The organism is Marinomonas vulgaris, assembly GCF_018145875.1.
Classification (GTDB): domain Bacteria; phylum Pseudomonadota; class Gammaproteobacteria; order Pseudomonadales; family Marinomonadaceae; genus Marinomonas; species Marinomonas vulgaris.
In genome coordinates, this window is sequence record NZ_JAGSSV010000009.1 from 99,117 (window position 1) to 121,375 (window position 22,259).

Annotated in this window: 18 protein-coding genes; 12 read left to right on the forward strand and 6 right to left on the reverse strand. The window is 49.1% G+C overall.

The genetic code is table 11. The annotated features are described in order from the left end of the window. Positions 1–282 precede the first annotated feature (282 nt). The 3 genes from J9B83_RS09350 to J9B83_RS09360 all read left to right on the forward strand — a co-directional run bounded on the left by J9B83_RS09350 (position 283) and on the right by J9B83_RS09360 (position 4,638). A complete protein-coding gene (locus J9B83_RS09350) occupies positions 283–1,164 on the forward strand; it encodes an MBL fold metallo-hydrolase (protein WP_211536486.1) in 882 nt (293 codons plus the stop codon). Positions 1,165–1,292: 128 nt separating this feature from the next. Beyond that, positions 1,293–2,915, forward strand: a complete 1,623-nt coding sequence (locus J9B83_RS09355; RefSeq protein WP_211536487.1) for a bifunctional protein tyrosine phosphatase family protein/NAD(P)/FAD-dependent oxidoreductase — start codon at positions 1,293–1,295, stop codon at positions 2,913–2,915. Between the two features lie 13 nt (positions 2,916–2,928). After that, on the forward strand, positions 2,929–4,638 hold the full coding sequence (locus tag J9B83_RS09360) for a SulP family inorganic anion transporter (RefSeq protein ID WP_211536488.1): 1,710 nt from the start codon (positions 2,929–2,931) through the stop codon (positions 4,636–4,638). Between the two features lie 137 nt (positions 4,639–4,775). Here J9B83_RS09360 and J9B83_RS09365 read toward each other — a convergent pair whose 3' ends face one another. After that, positions 4,776–5,564: an SHOCT domain-containing protein gene (locus tag J9B83_RS09365; protein ID WP_211536489.1), complete on the reverse strand. Its 789-nt coding sequence runs from the start codon at positions 5,562–5,564 to the stop codon at positions 4,776–4,778. A 193-nt stretch (positions 5,565–5,757) separates the two neighbouring features. After that, the gene (yghU, locus tag J9B83_RS09370; protein WP_211536490.1) at positions 5,758–6,618 is read right to left on the reverse strand and encodes a glutathione-dependent disulfide-bond oxidoreductase; all 861 of its coding nucleotides are present in this window, start codon (positions 6,616–6,618) and stop codon (positions 5,758–5,760) included. A 251-nt stretch (positions 6,619–6,869) separates the two neighbouring features. On the opposite strand from yghU, the gene msrA reads away from it, so the two are divergent. The 4 genes from msrA to J9B83_RS09390 all read left to right on the forward strand — a co-directional run bounded on the left by msrA (position 6,870) and on the right by J9B83_RS09390 (position 9,473). Beyond that, entirely contained in the window at positions 6,870–7,496 is a 627-nt protein-coding gene (gene msrA, locus J9B83_RS09375; RefSeq protein ID WP_211536491.1) for a peptide-methionine (S)-S-oxide reductase MsrA, read from the forward strand. A gap of 85 nt (positions 7,497–7,581) precedes the next feature. After that, positions 7,582–8,319: an oxygen-insensitive NADPH nitroreductase gene (gene nfsA, locus J9B83_RS09380; protein WP_211536492.1), complete on the forward strand. Its 738-nt coding sequence runs from the start codon at positions 7,582–7,584 to the stop codon at positions 8,317–8,319. Positions 8,320–8,403: 84 nt separating this feature from the next. Continuing rightward, complete coding sequence (locus J9B83_RS09385; protein WP_211536493.1) at positions 8,404–8,928, forward strand: peroxiredoxin; 525 nt, start codon at positions 8,404–8,406, stop codon at positions 8,926–8,928. A gap of 119 nt (positions 8,929–9,047) precedes the next feature. Then, positions 9,048–9,473, forward strand: a complete 426-nt coding sequence (locus J9B83_RS09390; RefSeq protein WP_211536494.1) for a VOC family protein — start codon at positions 9,048–9,050, stop codon at positions 9,471–9,473. 72 nt (positions 9,474–9,545) lie between these two features. Here the strand turns inward: J9B83_RS09390 and J9B83_RS09395 are convergent, their stop codons facing one another. Then, positions 9,546–10,505 (reverse strand): LysR family transcriptional regulator, encoded by a 960-nt coding sequence (locus tag J9B83_RS09395; RefSeq protein ID WP_211536495.1) that lies wholly within the window; start codon positions 10,503–10,505, stop codon positions 9,546–9,548. Between the two features lie 145 nt (positions 10,506–10,650). Here J9B83_RS09395 and J9B83_RS09400 point away from each other — a divergent pair, with 145 nt between their 5' ends. Then, positions 10,651–11,304 (forward strand): nitroreductase family protein, encoded by a 654-nt coding sequence (locus J9B83_RS09400; RefSeq protein ID WP_211536496.1) that lies wholly within the window; start codon positions 10,651–10,653, stop codon positions 11,302–11,304. A gap of 7 nt (positions 11,305–11,311) precedes the next feature. Here the strand turns inward: J9B83_RS09400 and J9B83_RS09405 are convergent, their stop codons facing one another. Next, on the reverse strand, positions 11,312–12,499 hold the full coding sequence (locus tag J9B83_RS09405; protein ID WP_211536497.1) for a sugar transporter: 1,188 nt from the start codon (positions 12,497–12,499) through the stop codon (positions 11,312–11,314). Between the two features lie 260 nt (positions 12,500–12,759). Here J9B83_RS09405 and J9B83_RS09410 point away from each other — a divergent pair, with 260 nt between their 5' ends. Continuing rightward, on the forward strand, positions 12,760–13,983 hold the full coding sequence (locus J9B83_RS09410) for a GGDEF domain-containing protein (RefSeq protein ID WP_211536498.1): 1,224 nt from the start codon (positions 12,760–12,762) through the stop codon (positions 13,981–13,983). Between the two features lie 1,550 nt (positions 13,984–15,533). Here J9B83_RS09410 and J9B83_RS09415 read toward each other — a convergent pair. Next, the gene (locus J9B83_RS09415) at positions 15,534–15,986 is read right to left on the reverse strand and encodes an REP-associated tyrosine transposase (RefSeq protein WP_211536499.1); all 453 of its coding nucleotides are present in this window, start codon (positions 15,984–15,986) and stop codon (positions 15,534–15,536) included. Positions 15,987–16,811: 825 nt separating this feature from the next. Here J9B83_RS09415 and J9B83_RS09420 point away from each other — a divergent pair. After that, entirely contained in the window at positions 16,812–17,849 is a 1,038-nt protein-coding gene (locus tag J9B83_RS09420; RefSeq protein ID WP_211536500.1) for a Fe(3+) ABC transporter substrate-binding protein, read from the forward strand. A 60-nt stretch (positions 17,850–17,909) separates the two neighbouring features. Here J9B83_RS09420 and ilvY read toward each other — a convergent pair whose 3' ends face one another. After that, on the reverse strand, positions 17,910–18,803 hold the full coding sequence (gene ilvY / locus J9B83_RS09425; protein ID WP_211536510.1) for an HTH-type transcriptional activator IlvY: 894 nt from the start codon (positions 18,801–18,803) through the stop codon (positions 17,910–17,912). A 224-nt stretch (positions 18,804–19,027) separates the two neighbouring features. Between ilvY and ilvC the strand changes: the two genes are divergently transcribed. Beyond that, positions 19,028–20,500, forward strand: a complete 1,473-nt coding sequence (ilvC, locus tag J9B83_RS09430; RefSeq protein WP_211536501.1) for a ketol-acid reductoisomerase — start codon at positions 19,028–19,030, stop codon at positions 20,498–20,500. Positions 20,501–20,606: 106 nt separating this feature from the next. After that, the gene (gene modF / locus J9B83_RS09435) at positions 20,607–22,037 is read left to right on the forward strand and encodes a molybdate ABC transporter ATP-binding protein ModF (protein ID WP_211536502.1); all 1,431 of its coding nucleotides are present in this window, start codon (positions 20,607–20,609) and stop codon (positions 22,035–22,037) included. The last annotated feature ends 222 nt before the right edge of the window (positions 22,038–22,259 follow it).

The following is a 22,259-nucleotide window of genomic DNA, read 5'->3' on the forward strand; positions in this document are numbered from 1 at the left end:
GGCGATCCTATTTGCACTCCTGCACTCAACCCCCTCTTTAATAAGCACTTTTTACCCACTTCGCCAATGTCAATTATGACAAAACCTGTGTCAAAAATAGCAACTATTAACTTAATTAGAAAAAACTAATTTAATTTAATTGCAATAATAAATACAATTACTATATTGAAATCAAGCATTTAATATCTTTTAGATATTTTGGCACGGTTTCTGCTCTTACAACGACATCGTTACGCTGAATGGGCCAACCATTCAAGACCCAATTAAACAGTGAGGTGAACCATGACAACCAATCTTATTGCTCAACCCAATGTGGCGGCTTTTTTTGATAAAGACTCCAATACCTTTTCTTATGTGGTAAAAGACCCGGCCTCTTCTAGCTGTGCCATTGTTGATAGCGTACTGGATTTTGACTACGCCTCTGGCGGCACATCAACCACCAGCGCAGACGAAATCATCGCCTACGTGACCGACCATAAACTAAAAGTAGAATGGTTGATTGAAACCCACGTACACGCCGATCACTTATCTGCAGCGCCTTATATTCAAAAGAAAGTCGGTGGCAAAATCGGTATTGGCTCACACATCACCACGGTACAAGAAACCTTTGGAACGATCTTTAACGAAGGCGCAGACTTCTTGCACGATGGCTCTCAGTTCGACCACCTGTTCACCGACGGTGAGCAGTTCATGATCGGCGACATGGCGTGTACTGCGATGCACACCCCTGGCCATACGCCAGCGTGTTTCACCCATGTGCTAGGCGATGCCGTATTTGTTGGTGACACCTTGTTTATGCCAGATGCCGGTTCTGCTCGTGCTGATTTCCCAGGCGGCGACGCAGGCACCTTGTTTGATTCGGTACAGAAAATCTTGGCCTTGCCAGACGATTACCGCATTTTCATGTGCCACGATTACTGCCCAAATGGCCGCGAGTTGGAATACCAAACTACAGTTAAGCAACAACGTGAAGAAAACATCCACGTTAAGAAAGACATCAGCAAAGCGGCTTTCATTGAGCTTCGCGAGAAGCGTGATGCCACTCTGGCCATGCCACGTTTGATCCTACCATCTTTGCAAATCAACATGCGTGCCGGTCACATGCCAGCACCAGAAGACAATGGTATGTCTTACTTAAAAGTACCACTGAATGCTTTCAAATAAACCAAGTTAACGGGCGCTCCGCCCGTTTCTCGGTCTCACACTACAACATGACTCACATCATGTTTGCTTAATAAAAAAATAGCCTAATGACCCCTCATTAGGCTAACTAAAAAAACGAGAGAATAAGCATGCAACGTAAACACATCACCGAGCAATACTCCGTATCCGAGCAACTTACCCTGAACGACGTGGACACACTCGCCGCTGCAGGTGTCACACTGATTATTTGTAATCGCCCCGACAACGAAGAAAGCGGGCAATTGGCGTTTGCAGACATCGCCGCCGTCGCTAAAGATAAGGGCATTGCCACCGCGCACATTCCCTTTTCCGGCGGACAGATGACCGAAGATGACATCAAGGCGTTCATAGGGACCATTCAAGATGCAGAGAATGTCCACGCTTTTTGTCGCACCGGTAATCGCTCTACACAAATCTGGCAAGCCGCTCAAGACATGATGGCGGCCCAAGCGCCGGCTAAAGACACTTCAGAGCAAGCTAATGTCGCTGAAAACAACCCCCCAGCCACCCACTACGATGTGGTGGTCGTCGGTGCCGGCACAGCAGGTATTTCCACCGCAGCCAGCTTGCTAAAACGTAAAGCGAGCCTGAAAATTTGTTTGGTCGACCCCGCCGACAGTCACTTCTACCAGCCAGGCTGGACGCTCGTTGGTGGTGGTGTCTTCAAAGCCGCCAGCACCCGTCGTACCATGGCCGAAGTGATTCCAAAAGGCACCACCTGGCTAAAAGAAGCGGTTAAAAGTTTCGCCCCAGAGCAAAATCGTGTCAGCCTAGAAAATGGCCAACAGCTTTCTTACGATCATCTTGTGGTCGCCGCTGGCATCAAGCTGAATTGGGATTCCGTCGAAGGCCTAAAAGAATCCCTTGGCCGCAATGGTGTCACCTCGAACTACCGCTACGATCTTGCTCCGTACACATGGGAACTGGTGCAAAAACTGGGCAAAGGCAAAGCCGTTTTCACCCAGCCACCAATGCCAATCAAGTGCGCCGGCGCGCCACAAAAAGCCATGTACTTGTCTTGTGACCACTGGTTCAAAAAAGACAAACTCAACAACATCGATGTGTCTTTTTTCAATGCAGGTGCTGTGTTATTTGGGGTAAAAGATTATGTGCCTTCGTTGGAAACCTACATCGAAAAATACCAAGTCGACACTAATTTTGGCCATAACCTAGTCAAGGTCGATGGCCCAAATCAACGGGCTTACTTTGCGACTACCGATCAAAACGGCGAGCAGACCATTGTTGAGACCGAATTCGACATGCTGCACGTTTGCCCAGCGCAAACCGCACCAGACTTTATTCGCAACAGCCCATTAGTGGACGATGCCGGCTGGGTCGACATTGACAAAGAAACCTTGCAGCACGCCAGCTTCAAAAATGTCTGGTCATTGGGCGACGTCACCAACAGTCCGAACGCTAAAACCATGGCCGCCGTGCGTAAGCAAGCTCCTGTGGCCGCGCACAACATTCTAAAAGCCATGCAAAACCAAGACATCAACGCTTACTACGACGGTTACGGTTCTTGCCCATTAACCGTAGAGCGCGGCAAAATCGTCTTGGCGGAATTTGGCTTTGGCGGCAAATTGCTCCCTACTTTCCCGGCGTGGTTGAACGATGGCACCAAACCGACGTATCTTGCTTGGGTGTTAAAAGAAGACCTGTTGCCGCCTTTCTACTGGCGCGGCATGTTAAAAGGTCACGAATGGTTTGTTAAACCCCAACTACGCAAATAACGAGAACGACACCATGGAACGTTTCATTCCCGCTTTGTCTTGGCTGAAAGGCTACAACCGCGGACAATTCAGTCAAGACGCGACCGCGGCTTTCATTGTGACCATGCTACTGATTCCTCAGTCGCTGGGTTACGCCATGTTAGCCGGTGTGCCAGCCGAAGTTGGCTTGTACTCGAGTATCTTGCCCTTGGTGCTGTATGCCTTATTTGGTACCAGCACCTCTTTGTCGGTGGGCCCTGTGGCCGTGGCGTCTTTAATGACAGCCACGTCTTTGGGTGTGATCGCCGATCAAGGCACGGCAAGCTATTTAACCGGCGCCATCACCCTCGCCTTATTGTCCGGCATTATGCTGGTCATTATGGGGGTACTAAAACTGGGTATGGTCACTAACTTGCTGTCGCACTCGGTCATTTCTGGGTTTATCTCGGCGTCCGGGATCATCATTGCGTTAAGCCAGCTCAAGCACATCTTGGGGGTTTCAGGCCATGGTGACAATGTGGTGGAGCTGTTAAGCACCATGTTGGAAAACATTGGCCAGTTCAAGCCAGTGACCTTTGCGATTGGCGCGTCTGTGGTGGTGTTTTTGTTACTGGCTCGACGTTACGCAAAACGTGTATTCCTCATGCTCAAAGCGTCGCCTTCGGCGGCAGGTTCGCTTGCGAAAACCGCGCCTATCTTGGGTGTGGCGGGCAGTTTGGCCATTGTGTACTTCTATAACTTAGAAGACTACGGGGTGGCCATTACCGGTCATATTCCAGCAGGACTACCAACGTTAAGCCTAACCATGCCGTCTTTGGAATTAATCAAATCTCTAGCGTTGCCCGCCTTGATGATTTCCATTATTGGTTATGTGGAATCCATTTCCGTCGGTAAAACCCTAGGGGCGAAACGCCGCGAAAAAGTCAAACCTAACCAAGAATTAATCGGCTTAGGCGCGGCGAACATCGCTTCAGGTATTTCTGGTGGTTTTCCAGTAACCGGTGGGTTCTCTCGCTCTGTAGTGAACTTTGACGCCGGCGCGGTGACTCAGCTCGCCAGCATCATGACCGCCATCGGCATCATGATCGCCTCCTTGCTGCTCACACCTTTGCTGTACTTTTTGCCCAAAGCCACCTTAGCGGCCACCATTATTGTGGCGGTGATCACCTTGATCGATTTCTCGATCTTGAAGAAAACCTGGCAGTTCTCTCGCAGCGATTTCTACGCGGTGTTTGCCACCATCAGCATTACCTTGTTAATGGGTGTGGAAGTGGGTGTGGCGTCAGGGGTGATTTTATCCATTGCTCTGCATTTGTACCGCACTTCTAAGCCACACGTGGCGGAAGTCGGCTTGATCGACGGCACCGAGCACTTTCGTAACATCAAACGCTACGAAGTGAAAACCGCGCCAAATCTGTTGTGTTTGCGTCCAGACGAAAGTTTGTTCTTCGCCAATGCCACCTTCTTGGAAGATTACGTGGTCGACGCCATCAGTCAGCGCAAAGCCATTAAGCACGTGGTGATTCAGTGCAGCGCGGTGAACGAAATTGACTACAGTGCGTTGGAAATGCTCGAAGCCTTAAACGTGCAGTTGGAATCCCTTGGCATCAAGTTGTCTTTCTCAGAAGTGAAAGGCCCAGTGATGGACAACCTAGAACGCAGCGGTTTCTTGAAACACTTAAACGGCAAGGTGTATTTGTCTCAGTTCCAAGCCTTTAACGACATTGCCGGAGCAAAAGCTTAAAACAGGCAAGCGCTTAATCGTTAAACAGCGTTATATTAGAAAACAAAAAGCAGAATAGGATGTCGTCCTATTCTGCTTTTTTTGTGTCTATTTTCAGTGTCTATCTGTTTCCAGAGCAATCTGTTTCTAAGACAGGCTCAGATACGATTCAATAAATCGATCTTTTTCGAATTGTATTCATTTTCTGAAATCGCGCCCATGTCGCGCAATTTAGCCAATTTCTCAATCAACTGAATCACCTCATCAACAGACGAGGTGTTTTGGTTAAACTGGTTTTGGTTAGGCATGCTTTGATTATTTTGCGTTGCCATAGGAGCCGGTGTCGGCGTCTCCATAAAGTTATTTTGCGCTGGCTGAACAGGAGGCTGAACCTGAGCAAACCCTGCCCCCGATACAACGGGCAAACTGTTCACCGCAATGGTGCCGTATTGGCTGGAAAAGGTCAGCGAGTCGTTACCGCCTTGCTGCTGACCAATGCCACCTATATTGTTGTCCAAGGTGTCGTAAACCGTCACACTGCCGTTCACATCAACCGCCAAACGGTTAGGGAAAATCGCATAGCGCGTGCTGTTTTGAGCGCCACTGCTAAATGGCTGACCTAAATCTCCCGGCCACCATTGATTGCTCGATAACGAGCCTTGAGGCAAGGGCGCAAACACCTGCATAGAAGCTAAACCATTGGCCAATTCATTGCACAAGTTATCCACGGTCGATTTCAGGCCGTAGTTAAACATGTCGCCCACCATGGTCATGCCGCCACGCATCCACTGGCCGCCACCGCCCAACTCAGGGCAATTAAACTGCGCCATCGAGCCACTGCCATTGTTCACCGCAATCAACATGTGCATCACCGCATCATGGCTTAGGTTATAACGGCTGGAAAGGGAATTGACGAGTTGTTGTCCGTCTTGCGTTAGGTTTTGCATGTTTGAGCTCTCTTGAAGGGGACGTAAGACTGTAAAACAGGTTGCAGCATCATGCTGGCCTACAGGTTGCGTAGGCCGCTACTCTAACACATCCGCCCCTTACAAAATGGTGACAGCCACCCAAAAAGCGAAATAAAGTGTTTATTTATTGAACACGCTTTTTCTTAGGTAAAAACGGGGAACTATGGCTGATTCAACCCACCAGCCCATCAAAGTCAGACGCGGCATGGCGTTCTTCAAGAAACACCTCGCCCCAGGAGCGATTCACGATGCGGCCACGTTGCACCGCTGGGCGTTGTTCCATGGCTTTGGCCCAACGCATCACGTGCTCATAGCTGGCCACGTCGAGGAATTCCGCAGCGTCATAAAGGTTGCCTAGCACTAGGTTGCCGTACCAAGGCCAGATAGCGATGTCGGCGATGGAATATTCGTCACCCGCAAAATAGGTGTGATCGGCCAAGTGCTTATCCAACACGTCCAGTTCGCGTTTCACTTCCATGGCGAAGCGGTCGATTGGGTATTGCTGCTTGGTCGGCGCATAGGCGTAAAAATGCCCAAAGCCACCGCCGAGATAAGGCGCGGAGCCCATTTGCCAAAACAGCCAGTTGCGGCATTCGGTTTTGCTGAGCAAGTCTTTAGGAATCAAGGCGTCAAATTTTTCCGCCAAATATTGCAAGATGGAACCCGATTCAAACACCCGCGTAGGCGGCGTGGTGCTGTGATCCATCAAAGCCGGAATCTTAGAATTAGGGTTGATTTCGACAAAACCAGAACCAAACTGATCGCCCTCGCCGATGTTGATCAAGTAGGCGTCGTACTCGGCTTCGCTGATGCCTAACGCCAGCAATTCTTCCAACATGATGGTGACTTTTTGGCCGTTCGGCGTACCCAATGAATGCAGTTGCAACGCATGCTCGCCAACCGGCAAGACCTTATCGTGAGTCGCGCCCGCAATCGGACGATTGGTGCTGGCGAACTTGCCACCGCTCTCGGTTTCCCATGTCCATACCGCCGGTGGCACGTACGCTTGGTTGTTATTGGTATCTGCACTCATAGTAGATCCTCTAAAATAATAGGGTAAAAAATGGTCCGTTTAATACGGCATCGCCAACGGTAAAACGCCAGTATGTCATCCAAATAATCAAAAAATACGTTAGTAACTAGGAAGATCACACCCTCTTGTAAGAAAGTCGCGACACCCTACGTCATAACATGACATCGTATGATCTGTTTATCGTTTAGTGTGTCTATGACGTACCACACAACTAGCTTCTTACACTTTGCCGACTTTAAAAGGACAGTAACATGAAAATGCATTTTATATTAAAACCCTCTCTTGGATTATTGTTACTGGCGGGCACCGCTTCGCTTAGTAATGTGGCGAGCGCCGCGCCGCAGACGCTTATGGTCGCCGGCGGTTGCTTTTGGTGTGTGGAATCGGATTTCGAGCCGGTCGAAGGCGTCAGCGAGGTGATCTCTGGTTACTCTGGTGGTCACCTAGACAACCCCACTTACAAGCAAGTTTCGAAAGGCAATACGGGGCATTTTGAAGTGGTGGAAATTCATTTTGACGACGACATCGTATCGCTCAAAACGCTCACCGATTACTTTTGGAAAACCATCGACCCAACCGACCCACGCGGTCAATTTTGTGACAAGGGCGCGCCTTACAAAACCGCTCTTTTCTATCAAGACGCCGAACAAAAAGCCGTATTTGACGCCTCCCTTGCCGAGCTAAACGCCAATAAACCCTTCAATGCCGACATAGTCACCGAGATTCTGCCCGCCAAAACCTTCTACGCCGCCGAGGATTATCATCAAAGCTATTACACCAAAAACCCAATTCGCTACGGCTATTACCGCCTAAGCTGTGGCCGTGACGACCGCATCGAAGACCTGTGGGGCGAAGTCGCCAGCAAGCAATATCATTAATGCAGACAAAGCACACAAGAGACCTTTGACCACTCATGAGTAAGTCTCTAATATTTAAACACCTTTATTTATTAGAGACTGACTCATGAACCCGATTCTTCAGGCACAAAGTACTCATAAATCCATTCGTAAATACACCGATCAAGCCATAGACGCCGACCTGCTCAAGCAACTAATTCAAGCAGCACAAGGGGCCGCGTCATCCAGTTTTATCCAAGCCTATTCTTTGGTACAGGTGACCTTGCCAGAAAATCGCAGCAAAATCGCGACGCTTGCTGGCGGCCAAAAATGGGTCGAAGCGGCGCCCGAGTTCTTGGTGATTTGTGCCGACCTCACTCGCGTGGAATATTGCAGTATTGAACAAGGGTTGGGCGAGCTAGAAGGCAACGCCGAGCACTTTATTGCCGCCACCACAGACGCCACCTTCTTTGCCCAAAACCTAATGCTGGGCGCAGAATCCGTTGGCCTTGGCGCGGTCTTCATTGGCGGCATTCGTAACGACCCAGCCCAAGTAGCAGAATTGCTCAACTTGCCGAAACACGTTTACCCAATATTTGGCCTATGCCTTGGCTACCCAGACGCCGAACCAGACTTAAAACCGCGCTTGCCTGTGGACGTCATTTTGCACAAAGACAGCTACGACAGCAGCCGTTGTGCCAGCGATGTACAAGCCTACGACGCACAAATGCAGGCCTATTACCAAAGCCGTTCTGGCAATCAAAAAATGAGCAACTGGTCAGAACAAACCGCCGCGGCAGTGCAGAAGAAGAAACGCGAACACATGCTCGAGTTTTTACAAAAACAAGGTTTTGTAAAACGCTAAAAAGGCATACCATATTCACTTGTTGTTTTTACACACATTTGTTTTTACACACATTATTTTCACTCACAAGGAATCTAAACCTCCATGACAACCATCGTCCCAAATGTTCTGTTCAAAACCCGCGTTCGTAACGAAGAACTCGGTGGCCCAAACCCATTCGAATGGAAAGACGTCACCACAGCCGACTTGTTCGATAACAAAAAAGTCGTGGTTTTCTCATTGCCAGGCGCTTTCACACCTACTTGCTCAACGTCTCACCTACCACGCTTTGAAGAATTGTACGACGAATTCAAAGCCCAAGGCGTCGACGCTGTTATCTGTGTGTCGGTCAACGATGCGTTCGTTATGTACCAGTGGGGCAAAAGCCAAAACGCGAAAAACGTCTTCCTACTACCAGACGGCAACGGTGACTTCACTCGCCAAATGGGCATGTTAGTGAAAAAAGACAACCTAGGCTTCGGCATGCGCAGCTGGCGCTATGCCATGTTCGTTGAGAATGGCGAAATCACCAAGATGTTCTCTGAAGCGGGCTACCAAGACAACGCACCAAGCGACCCGTTTGAAGTGTCCGACGCCGACACCATGTTGAACTACTTGAAAAATCGTTAATCACAGATAAACGAATCATCAGTGTTAAACTAACAAAAGCAGAGCCGAACACGTCTCTGCTTTTTTATTTGGCAAGAATGCTTTATGTTGGAAAACCGTTTTATTTTTAGGAGAAGACTATGAGCTTGCAACCCTTTCATCTGGCAATTCCGGTATATGACGTTCCATTAGCGCGGGCTTTTTATCGCGATGTGTTTGGCTTAGAAGAAGGTCGCTCGGCAGAAACCTGGGTCGATTTCAACTTCTTTGGCCATCAGTTAGTAATTCATTATCACCCCAAAACACCGACCCAAGAAAACGCTTCGACCAATCCTGTCGATGGTCACGATGTGCCTGTGCCGCATTTTGGCGTGGTGCTCACCTGGGAACAATGGGAAGCATTGGCCGAGCGACTAAAAGCCGAAGGCACCAACTTTATCATCGAGCCTTACATTCGTTTTCAAGGCCAGGTAGGCGAACAGGCGACCATGTTTTTCCTCGACCCTTGTGGCAACGCCCTAGAGTTCAAAGCCTTTAAAGACATGAGCCAGTTGTTTGCAAAATAAGCGCATGCTGTTTTCATAAGACGAGGACAAAGGCCGTACTGTCTTTTTCTAGTACTGTCTTGTTTCAGTACTTTATTTAGTCGTTTCTTTGTTCTCGTCGTTTAGCGCACTGGCTGGCACCAAGCCTTTCGCCACCAGCTGTTCCAGTAAACCCCGCGTACGATCCCGAAATCTGTCTCGCAATAAGCGCATGGTGGGCGTTATGGATTGTCGGCTGGGGCTGATCAACCAAAGCTCCCCTTGGGCAATGTGGTAATCCGGCATTAAGGGTACTAAACGCCCCGCCAAAAGATCATTGGCAATGTCTAAGGAAGATTTAATCGCCACGCCTTTACCATCGACACACCAGCGTCGCACCAAATCCCCATCGTTGGCCGCGCAATAGGCTTTGGGCTTGACCTTGTCCATCACACTGGCTTTAGAAAAGTACCAGGTATCATTGAGAATATTCTGCAGCTGATAAAACAAACACTGATGCTGCAATAAATCTTTGGGTTGTTGTGGCGTGCCGTGCTTGGCGAGGTATTCGGGGCTGGCTACTAAAAGCCTTGGCACATTGCAGATTTTAAACCCGTACAGATTGGAATCCGCCGGCGCGCCGTAGCGCAACGCCATGTCGAGGGCATCCCGATAAAAGTCCACATTACTGTCGCTAATGTGTGCCCGCAAGGTAACATTCGGGTACTCGGTCATAAATTCGTTGACCCAGGGAATAGCGATATTGCGGCCTAAATCCGACGACACCGCTAAGCGAATTTCGCCGCGAATGATGTCTAAATCGTTATGGATAGTCTGCTTGGCCTGATCCAGCATGGACAGCGCCGCCGAACACTGAGGCAGGTAACGCTCACCCGCGGTCGAGAGCCGCAAATGCCGCGTGGTGCGCACAAACAACTCCACCCCTAACGCCGCTTCGATACGCTTCACCGCCGCGCTGGCCGTGGCCACCTGCATGTCCAAGTGAGTCGCTGCCGCGGTAATACTGCGAAATTCCGCCACCTTGAGTATTACTCGCAAGTCGTCTATTTGCACTTTTCATCCCCATTCAGCAGAAAATAACCGCTTCATTATCAATGAATATTTGATAATAATTCAATACAAAACCTATTTTTTCAAACAGGACGAGTGGTTACTATGGCGTCATTCTTTTAGACAGCCCTCATTTTTGGAGAAAATCATGTCACATCCCATCATTACCGACTTGAACAACCGCCACACCGTAAAGCACTACGACGCAACCAAACGCATTTCCGCGGCAGACTTAGAAGTCATCTACGAAGCCATTCGTTTGTCTCCGTCTTCTATTAATTCACAGCCGTGGAAAATCTTGGTAATCGAAAGCAACGAAGCCAAACAACGCTTTCACGATACCTTTGCCAACAAGTTCCAGTTCAACCAAAAGCACGCCAAAGCCGCGTCACACACTATTTTGTTTGCGCACAAAACCCACTACAGCCGTGCCGATTACGAGAAAGTCATCGACACCGACATCGCCATCGGTCGCACACCAGCAGAAAACAAAGAACAAGCCTTTGGCGCGTTCGCCTTTGTTGACATGAACACAGATGACGCCGGCAACAACGCCGCGTGGACAAAAGCTCAAACCTATATTGCCCTTGGCAATACCATGAGCGCCTTGGCACGTTTGAACATTGCTTCTACCCCAATGGAAGGCATTGACCACGAATTGATCAGTGAATTGTTCCCAGAATTAGAAGGTTACCAATGCGATGTGGCTCTTGCCATGGGTTACAACGACGCCGCAGAAGACTACAACGCCGCACTGCCGAAATCTCGCTTGGCGATGGACAGCGTACTGAACGTACTTTAAGTCGCCGTTAGCTCACTCGATTGGGCAGTTTTAAGCGTATCAGCACCAAGATAGCAAGCACCCCAAGTACCGCGCCGGCGAAGCCCACATTGGCCAAGCCGGCCACTTGAATTACCTGACCACCCACCAAGGCCCCTGTGCCAATCCCCAAATTAATAATGCCGGAATACAAGGACATAATGATGTCCGACGCGCTTTTGTCCAGGCTCAGCACCCGCACCTGCATGCCCAAGCTGATCATCATTAAAGACGCGCCCCACAGGCAAACACACACCAGCAGACCGATTTCGCTCCATAACAAAAAGTAGATACTGCCCATACATAAAGACATGGCGATGCTGCCGACGAACAAAATCACCCCACCCGCACGATCACCAAAATAGCCAAACAGCACACTGCCGATAATGCCCGCCGCGCCAAACAACAAGAGCAACAAGGTGGTAAAACCGCCGCTTTCTGTGCCGATTTCCTGCAAAAACGGCTCGATGTAACTGTAAGCCGTGTAATGGGCAGAAAACACCAGAAAAATAAAGGTGTACATGGCCAGCAGCATACGATTGCCAAGTACTGCCGTCACCTTGTTCAAAGAGCCGGAAAACAAACTGGGCAAGCTCGGCAATAAACGATACATCACCAACATAATGACAAAAGCGATCACGCCGATTAAGGCAAAGGTGGTGCGCCAATCAAACCATTGGCCGACCAAACGCCCTGCTGGCACACCCAACACCATGGCCAAGCCAGTGCCTGTCGCCAACACACTCAAAGCAAAGGTCTCTTTGCCCTGCGGCGCCACACGAATGGCGATCGAAGCGGTAATCGACCAAAACACCGCATGGGCAAACGCCACCCCCACACGACTGATCAGCAAGACGTTGAAATTCCACGCCACCGCGGTTAACACATGGCTGCCAATGAACAACACAAACAAGGCCAACAGCAGGGTTTTGCGCTCTATTTTCCGCGTGAGCAACATCATCGGTAAGGACATCAAGGCGACAATCCAGGCGTAAATCGTCAGCATCCACCCAACTTGGGCGGGGGTCATCTCAAAGCTCAGGGCAATGTCAGACAAAAGCCCCACCGGTACAAATTCCGTGGTGTTAAAAATAAAGGCACTGAAGCCCAATACGAATACACGCAAGTATTGAACCCGACGAGACACCATAGGTTCAGAAGACGACCTAGTTAACATAACCACCTGCGCAGATAAAAAGGGGAAAGAAGCGGCTATTGTCGCTTTTTTAGCAGACAAGGAAACAGCAAAATAAGAATGTTTGTCGTCAACCTACTGTTCGCGCCGGTTTTCCTTTGATATTCATCATAAGAGGTGAAATAAGCCCCGCAAATAGATGAACTTCGCGTAGTATTTAGGGCCTATATTAGACAATACTTAGCGACAGACCAAAAAATAGAGCTCATAAATAGACAACCACTAGACAAAAACGAGTAACAATGACGCCTTCGACCCTGTATTTTTCCCCCTTATTGACTGACTGGACCCAGCCTGTGAACCGCCAGCTGAGCGCATTCAATAAAAAAGTACAGTGGCAAGTCATTGACGAAATTCAACAATCCCCCGTGTCATCGATCTTGCTCGTCGCCGAACAGGATTTACAACAAACCGACTGGCCACTCCTGGCTTCCCGCAAAGCCGTTGTCATACTCGACAACTGGCGCCTGCCTGCCAGCGTGGCCTGGATAGAACGCGGCGCGACCAACTGCTTTGCCCGCCACGACGACAACCTCATCAGCTGGCTGGTGTCGGAACTGTCACGTTTTGCCTTAAACCACGCCGAGCGTACCGAAGACAGCGTATTGCAAGTCATCATAGACGCCATCCCCACACCGATCTTCTTCAAAGACCACCTGCACATTTACCGTGGCTGTAATGTGGCGTTTTGCGATTCCATTGGCTTTGAGCGGGACAACATCGTCGGACACTCAGTTTACGACATCGCTCCAAAAGAGCTGGCGGACAAATACTACCACGCCGACAACCAGCTACTAGCAGAAGGCGGCACCCAGCGCTACGAAGCGGACGTCAAATTCGCCGACGGCTCCCTCCATGAAATCGAATTCAATAAAGCCGTCTTCACCTCACACGACGGCAAAGCCATTGGCCAGGTAGGCGTGATGCTCGACATTACCGAGCGCAACCAACTGATTCGCCAGCTTGACAAATCCTCTCACACCGACCCCTTAACCGGCTTCGAAAACCGCCGCGCTTTTAACCAGGTGATCCACAGGGAATTCGACCAGCTTGAAAGCTCCGTACGCAAACTCAGTTTGATGACACTGGACATCGACTTCTTCAAACACATCAACGACCGCTTTGGCCACGGCGGCGGCGACCAAGCCCTACAGCTCATCTCTGAATGGCTACAAAACCAACTGCGCGACACCGACAGCGTGTACCGTGTTGGCGGCGAAGAGTTTTACCTACTCATGCGCGACACCGACATCCACACCGCCTACCCCTTTGCCGAAAGTCTCTGCAAAAACATGGCAACCCACCTCTTCACCATCAAACAACAAGACATCCACATCACCTTCTCCATTGGCGTCATAGAAATCAACCCCGCCATCGAACTGGAAAACACCCTAGACATGGTCGACAAAGCCCTCTACGAAGCCAAAGCCGACGGCCGCAACTGCGTCCGCCCCGTGTTTGAATAATCTAAGACCTTGTAGGTCGCGCCTTTAGGCCGATAACCGAAGATTTAATATGTGAGGTGATGCTGCTATTAAAAAGAAACGTGACGGTTAGCACAGGTGTCTTGATCACCTGAGTTGCTGGTTTCGTGGCATTCGGGCTAAAGCCCGACCTACATAAACACAGGTCAGATTTTGTAGGTCGTGCCTTTAGGCCGATAACTGAAGTTTTTATATACGTGGTGATGCTGCTATTAAAAAGAAACGTGACGATTAGTGCACGTGTCTTGATCACCGGAGTTGCTGGATTCGTGGCATTCGGGCTAAAGCCCGACCTACATAAACACAGATCAGGTCGTGTAGGTCGTGCCTTTAGGCCGATAACCGAAGATTTAATATGCGAGGTAATGCTGCTATTAGAAAGAAACGTGACGATTAGCGCACGTGTCTTGATCATCTGAGTTACTGGTTTCGTGGCATTCGGGCTAAAGCCCGACCTACATAAACAAGAACACCATACGAACCAGGTCTTGTAGGTCGCGCCTTTAGGCCGATAACCGAAGATTTTATATACGTGGTGATGCTTCTATTAAAAAGGAAACGTGACGATTAGCACACGTGTCTTGATCACCTGAGTTACTGGTTTCGTGGCATTCGGGCTAAAGCCCGACCTACATAAACACAGATCAGGTCGTGTAGGTCGTGCCTTTAGGCCGATAACCGAAGATTTAATATGCGAGGTAATGCTGCTATTAGAAAGAAACGTGACGATTAGCGCACGTGTCTTGATCATCTGAGTTACTGGTTTCGTGGCATTCGGGCTAAAGCCCGACCTACATAAATACAGGTCAGGTATCGTAGGTCGCGCCTTTAGGCCGATAACCGAAGATTTTATATACGTGGTGATGCCTATATTAAAAAGAAACGTGACGATTAGCGCACGTGTCTTGATCACCGGAGTTGCTGGATTCGTGGCATTCGGGCTAAAGCCCGACCTACATAAACACAGATCAGGTCGTGTAGGTCGTGCCTTTAGGCCGATAACTGAAGATTTAATATGTGAGGTGATGCTGCTATTAAAAAGAAACGTGACGGTTAGCACAGGTGTCTTGATCACCTGAGTTGCTGGTTTCGTGGCCCTCGGGCTAAAGCCCGACCTACATGAACACAGGTCAGGTATTGTAGGTCGTGCCTTTAGGCCGATAACCGAAGATTTTATATACGTGGTGATGTCTCTATTAAAAAGAAACGTGATGATTAGCACACGTGTTTTGATCACCTGAGTTACTGGTTTCGTGGCATTCGGGCTAAAGCCCGACCTACATAAACACAGATCAGGTCGTGTAGGTCGTGCCTTTAGGCCGATAACCGAAGATTTTATATACATGGTGATGTCGCTATTAAAAAGAAACGTGACGATTAGCACACGTGTCTTGACCTCCTGAACAGCATGATTCGTGGCCTTCGGGCTAAAGCCCGACCTACAAAGGTCAGAACATCGTACAAACCAGGTCTTGTAGGTCGTGCCTTTAGGCCGATAACTGATGAATCGATCTTCCTGCAAAACGTTAAAATCAAAGATAAACAGAGTTCCAAAAAGGATAGTTTTTTACACTACGAACTAAGCCTTTTCGAAGCGGGTTTGCAACAATATACCTTGCGATATTAAGCCTATCTTCATCTGCACGCAGAGCCCTATCGTAAAACGAGTTTTGCCATATCTTTCTACGATAACCAGTGTAATCATTTAACCTATAAGCGCTTGCCCCTTTCAAAGCACCAACGACATTAGACAAGCTCATGACTTCAGACTCTAAAACAACTAGCCCATGAAAATGATCGGGCATCAGCACCCACGCTAGCCATTGGCAGTTACAGTGTTGCTCGTTCAAACTAATTTGCTGGCAAAAAATATGCGCTAGATGATGGTCGTTAAAAAATGGAAAACGCCCCTGAGTATTAAACGTAATAAAATATTCAGCCCCTAGTTGTGAATATCGTCCTTTTTTTAAGTCAATCCATGACATAAACAAGTCCTTTTATAGAGTTTTAAACTTTTACTAAGCACCCAATTGAAAAACAGCAGAATGATTATTTCAATAAAAGGTTATTAAATAATCGGCATAACGAACGTGTCTTGTCCTCCAGAGCCGCATTATCCGTGGCATTCGGGCTAAAGCCCGACCTACAAAGGTCAGAACATCGTACGAACCAGGTCTTGTAGGTCGCGCCTTTAGGCCGATAACCGAAGATTTAATATGCGAGGTAATGCTGCTATTAAAAAGAAACGTGACGATTAGCACACGTGTCTTGATCACCTGAGTTGCTGGTTTCGTGGCATTCGGGCTAAAGCCCGACCTACATAAACACAGGTCAGGTCTTGTAGGTCGCGCCTTTAGGCCGATAACCGAAAATTTAATATGTGAGGTAATGCTGCTATTAAAAAGAAACGTGACGATTAGCGCATGTGTCTTGATTACCTGAGTCGCTGGTTTCGTGGCCTTCGGGCTAAAGCCCGACCTACAAAACAAATACCCTGTACAGATCAGGTCTTGTAGGTCGTGCCTTTAGGCCAATAACCGAAGATTTTATATACATGGTGGTAGCGCTATTAAAAAGAAACGTGACGACTAGCGCACGTGTCTCGATGACCTGAGCTGCATGATCCGTGGTATTCGGGCTAAAGCCCGACCTACAAGAGCCTGCCCAATAAATCTTAAATTTTATTTAAAAATTTAGATGTTAACGGGAACGATTTCTATTAGTGTTTGTCTATTCATGCGATCACGATGATGCATTTGCGTTTTAAGCCATGCATCAGGTTTATTTTTACGACTAATAGGAAACGAATTATGAAACGTACCTCTGCTCTTGTTGCCCTTGTCGGCTCGTCTTCTTTGCTTGCGCTTACCAGTATGTCGGCGAATGCCGCGGGTGAGGTGAATGTGTATTCGGCTCGTAGCGAGGCTTTGATTGCACCTTTGTTGGATGCGTTTTCCAAGGAAAATGACGTTAAGGTGAATTTGATCACCGGCAGCGCCGATGCGTTGTTGAGCCGTTTGCAGTCGGAAGGCGATGCCAGCCCAGCGGATGTGTTTATCACTGTGGATGCGGGTCGTTTGTTCCGTGCAAAAGAAGCCGGTGTGTTGCAACCATTTGAAACCGCGCAGTTAAACAAGGTGGTGCCTGATCACCTAAAAGACCGCGAAGGTTACTGGTACGGTTTGTCTCAGCGTGCTCGTGTGATTTTCTACAACCCAGAAAACGTCAAAGCCGCCGACCTGTCTAGCTACGAAGACCTAGCAGACCCGAAATGGAAAGGCCAAATTTGCATTCGCTCTTCCAGCAACATTTACAATCAATCCCTTGTGGCGTCTATGATCGATGCCCACGGTGAAGCGAAAACATTGGAATGGATCAAGGGCTTGGTCGCGAACTTTGCGCGTCCACCTGCGGGCGGCGACACCGATCAAATCAAAGCGGCAGCGGCGGGCGTTTGTGACATTGCAGTGGCCAACACCTACTACTTTGGTCGTTTGGGTTTGAGCAACAAAGCCGAAGACCGTGCGGTGTTTGATAAACTGGGCATGTTCTGGCCAAACCAAGCGACAAACGAACGCGGCGCGCACGTCAACGTCAGTGGTATTGGCATCACAGCGTCGTCGAAAAACACCGGCAACGCCAAACAGTTGATCGATTTCTTGACCAATGAGCAAAGCCAAACCTGGTACGCCAACGTCAACAACGAATACGCCGTGGTCGACGGCATAGCGCCACCAAAAAGCCTAGCCACGTTTGGTGAATTCAAAGCCGATCAGGTGTCTTTGAGTGTGTTGGGCGAAAACAACCGCCAAGCAGTCAAACTTATGGACCAAGGCGGCTGGAAATAACAGCAAAACGAACAGAACAGATCAAAGTAAAAGAAGAGAAATAGAAAGAAAGAAGAGACGTTATCGCGTCTCTTCTTTTATTAAGGCCCAAAACGCCTCTACAAGCGGGTTTTTCAGATTCTTCTTCAAAGTAATCAAGCCAATATCATACGGCTCCAGCTCGGGTGTAACCTCTAGCACCTGAACGCGGTCTTTTAGCGGGCTGTTATCCAACACGATTTTCGGCACCACACCAATCCCAAAACCCAAACTCACCATGCTCACAATGGCTTCATTGCCAGTGACTTGCGCATAAATGCGTGGCGTCATGTCGTGCTGACGAAACCATTCATCCACCCGGGTTCGTGACACGCCATTTTCTGACAAGATCATCGGAATGCTCGCCCATTCTTGTGGGCTTGTCGGGGTTTTGTTCGGCACATTAGGAACGGGCTGTTCCAGAGGCGCGATAAACAACAAAGGCGAAATGGCAATCTGTTTAAACGCCACCCCGCGGGGCAAATTCAAGGGTCTGGCGGCAATGGTGATGTCTTCTTTGCCATCCAAAATGTGCCCAATGGCGTGTTCGGGATCGCCCGTGCGCAGCTTAATTTCAATCGCGGGGAACGCCACCCGAAAACGGCGCAGCAGCTCATACAGAAAACTGTAGCTGGCCGTGACCGAGCTGTACAAACTGATCTCGCCGCTCAATTCGTCGGAGTTGTCCGTCAGCTCATGGCGAATCAACTGCCATTGATGGCTGGTGTCTCGGGCGTATTTGAGGAATTTCTGCCCTTCTTGGGTCAAGGCCACCGTGCGGTTGTCACGATTAAACAAAGCCACCCCTAGCTCGTCTTCTAGGTGGCGAATATTGCGCGACAAAGCCGAAATGCTGATGTGGCAGTCGTCACTGGCACGGCCAAAATGCAGAGTGTCTGCCAACGCCAAAAACTGTTTTAACACACGTATGTTCACAACCTCTCCCAAGCCAATAAACCAGCGCCCCATGATAAAACCTTCTTGCAAAATATGGGACGTAATATTGCAAATATATCAATTTACGAAAGAGTGGTTTCTCTATACAGTGAGCCCACTTACAAAAAGCAGCCGATGGCGGCTTTTTGTCATCGACTTATCATATTGACGTGCCTTAATCGTTAATACTGTATTCATAATAATATAATTAGGATGTGTTTATCATGGCTAACTACTTCAATACCCTACCGCTACGTGAGCAATTGGCTCAATTGGCAAAATGTCGTTTCATGGACAGCGCAGAATTTGCCGATGGCGTAGAAGCGCTTAAAGGCAAAAAAATCGTTGTCATCGGTTGTGGTGCTCAAGGTCTTAACCAAGGCTTGAACCTACGCGACAGTGGTCTTGATGTGTCTTACACCTTGCGTGCAGAAGCCATTGCTGAAAAACGTCAATCTTGGAAAAACGCCACTGAAAACGGCTTTACTGTTGGCACTTACGAAGAATTGATCCCAACGGCCGACGTGGTATTGAACCTAACGCCCGATAAGCAACACACACCGGTTGTCACAGCGGTTATGCCACTGATGAAAGAAGGCGCTTGCCTATCTTACTCTCACGGTTTCAACATCGTGGAAGAAGGCATGCAAATCCGTAACGACCTAACGGTTATCATGGTAGCGCCTAAGTGCCCAGGTTCTGAAGTACGCGCAGAATACGTGCGTGGCTTTGGTGTACCAACACTGATCGCAGTTCACGAAGACAACGACCCTAAAAGCGAAGGTCTTGCCCTAGCAAAAGCCTACGCTGTGGGCACTGGCGGTCATAAAGCCGGCGTTCTAATGTCGTCTTTCATTGCCGAAGTAAAATCTGACCTAATGGGTGAGCAAACTATCCTATGTGGTATGTTGCAAACCGGTTCTATCCTTTGTTTCGACAAGATGGTAGAAGAAGGCATCGACGCCGGTTACGCGTCTCGCTTGATCCAGTTCGGTTGGGAAACCATCACTGAAGCCTTGAAATACGGCGGCGTGACCAACATGCTAGATCGTCTTTCTAACCCTGCAAAAATCAAAGCGTTTGACCTAGCTGAAGAGCTTAAAGTCATCATGCGTCCTTTGTACAACAAGCACCAAGACGACATCATCAGCGGTCACTTCTCTCAAACCATGATGGAAGACTGGGCGAACGACGATAAAAACCTGCTAGGCTGGCGCGCAGAAACAGCAGAAACCAACTTCGAAAAAACCCCAGCGGGCGACGTGGAAATTTCTGAGCAAGAATTCTTCGACAACGGCATCTTGATGGTCGCTATGGTCAAAGCCGGTGTTGAATTGGCGTTCGAAACCATGACAGCCGCTGGTATCGTTGCAGAGTCTGCATACTACGAGTCTCTACACGAAACGCCTCTGATCGCCAACACCATCGCTCGTAAGAAGCTTTACGAAATGAACGCCACCATTTCTGACACAGCAGAATACGGTTGTTACCTATACAACCACGCTTGTGTACCGCTATTGGCTGACTTCATGAAAGGCATCCACACCGATGTGATCGGTAAAGGCCTTACTACTGACGACAATGGCGTCGACAACGCTCGCCTAATCGAAGTGAACGCGGCGCTTCGCGCTCACCCAGTAGAAGCCATCGGTAGTGTGCTTCGTGGTCACATGGCAGACATGAAGAAAATCGTTTAATTTCTGCTAGAAAAAACGACACATCAAAAGCCGAGATATCCTTGCGATATGCTCGGTTTTTTTATTGTCACCTTCATTCGTATTTTATTGATTAGGAAAAAACCTCATGGACTCGGCTATCCGCTTGCACAACCTCACCGTGAATTTTGACGATCGCTTCGCCCTCACCGATATAAACTGGACGCTGGAACCCCAGCAACACTGGGTGATCACCGGCACCAATGGCTCAGGCAAATCCGCCTTGGCGGCGGTCTTGGCAGGCGTGGGCAAATTAGAAAAAGGCGAGGTCACCGGCTTACCGACATCCGTGGGCTTGGTCTCCTTTGAAGCGCAAGCGGAACTCATTGCCAAAGAGCTGAAAAAAGACGACGCCGACATCATGGACGTGATTTCCCTCGGCACCCCGGTGGAAGAAATGATCTTCGACGACTGCGCGGACCCAGCACTGGCACGCTCTTTAGTGGAAAAATTTGGCTTAACCGGCTTACTGGATCGAGCGTTTCGCAAACTGTCTACGGGGGAAACCCGCAAAGTTATGCTGATTCGTGCCCTGTCCAGCAAACCGGATTTACTGATTTTAGACGAACCCTTTGATGGTCTCGACGCCAACACGCTGGCCATGCTGCAAGCCCATCTGGCGTCTATTATTGACACCACGCCCATGGTGCTGGTGCTTAATCGTTTCGATGAAATGCCGGACTTTATTACCCATGTGGCGTACATGAACGCAGGCACTTTACCACTGACTACCGACAAGCAAGACGACACAGCGTTCAACGAGCTGTATCAACTGCTGCACCTCAAAACCACTGACCTTAGCGTGCCAGACGCCGATGCCAGCAACGCCTTGCCAGCACTGGACCCGAACCAACCATTGGTCAAGCTCAACGCCGCGACAATTAAATATGGCGATACGGTCATTGTGGATGCATTAGATTGGACGATTGAACCTAGGGAACATTGGCAACTCAGCGGCCCCAACGGCAGCGGCAAAACGGGCGTTTTGTCCTTGATCACCGGCGACCACCCTCAGTGCTACAGCAACGATATTTTTGTGTTTGGCTTTCAGCGAGGCAACGGCGAAAGCATCTGGCAAATCAAGCAATTCATCGGCTACGTTTCTACCTCGTTGCAGTGGGAATACCGCGTCAGCACCAGTTGTAGAAACGTCATCATTTCTGGGTTTTACGACAGCATTGGCATGTATTCTAAATCGACTGACAACCAGAAAAAAATCGCCGATCAATGGCTGGCCTTGTTGGGCATGACAGACCGCGCCGACTCACCGTTTAACAAACTGTCCTACGGCGACCAACGCTTACTGCTCATCGCCCGCGCTATGGTCAAACACCCGCCCCTGTTAATACTCGACGAACCCTGCCTCGGTCTCGACGATATGAACCGACAACTGGTACTCGCCTTGATCGAAAAAATCTGCCAAGGCAAAACAACTACGGTGCTCTACGTCAACCACCACGCCGAAGACCAAATTCAAGGCATCCAGCATTACATGGCATTGAAGAAAAACCACGCGTAACACCACCAACCCGGCCTACTCTTGGTCTTGTAGGTCGGGCTTTAGCCCGAAGGCCACAAAACCCGCAACCCAGACCATCAAGACACGTACGCTAATCCTCACGTTTCTTTTAAATAGCAACACCACTAACCCGACTTACTCTTGGTCTTGTAGGTCGGGCTTTAGCCCGAAGGCCACAAAACCCGCAACCCAAACCATCAAGACACGTGCGCTAATCCTCAC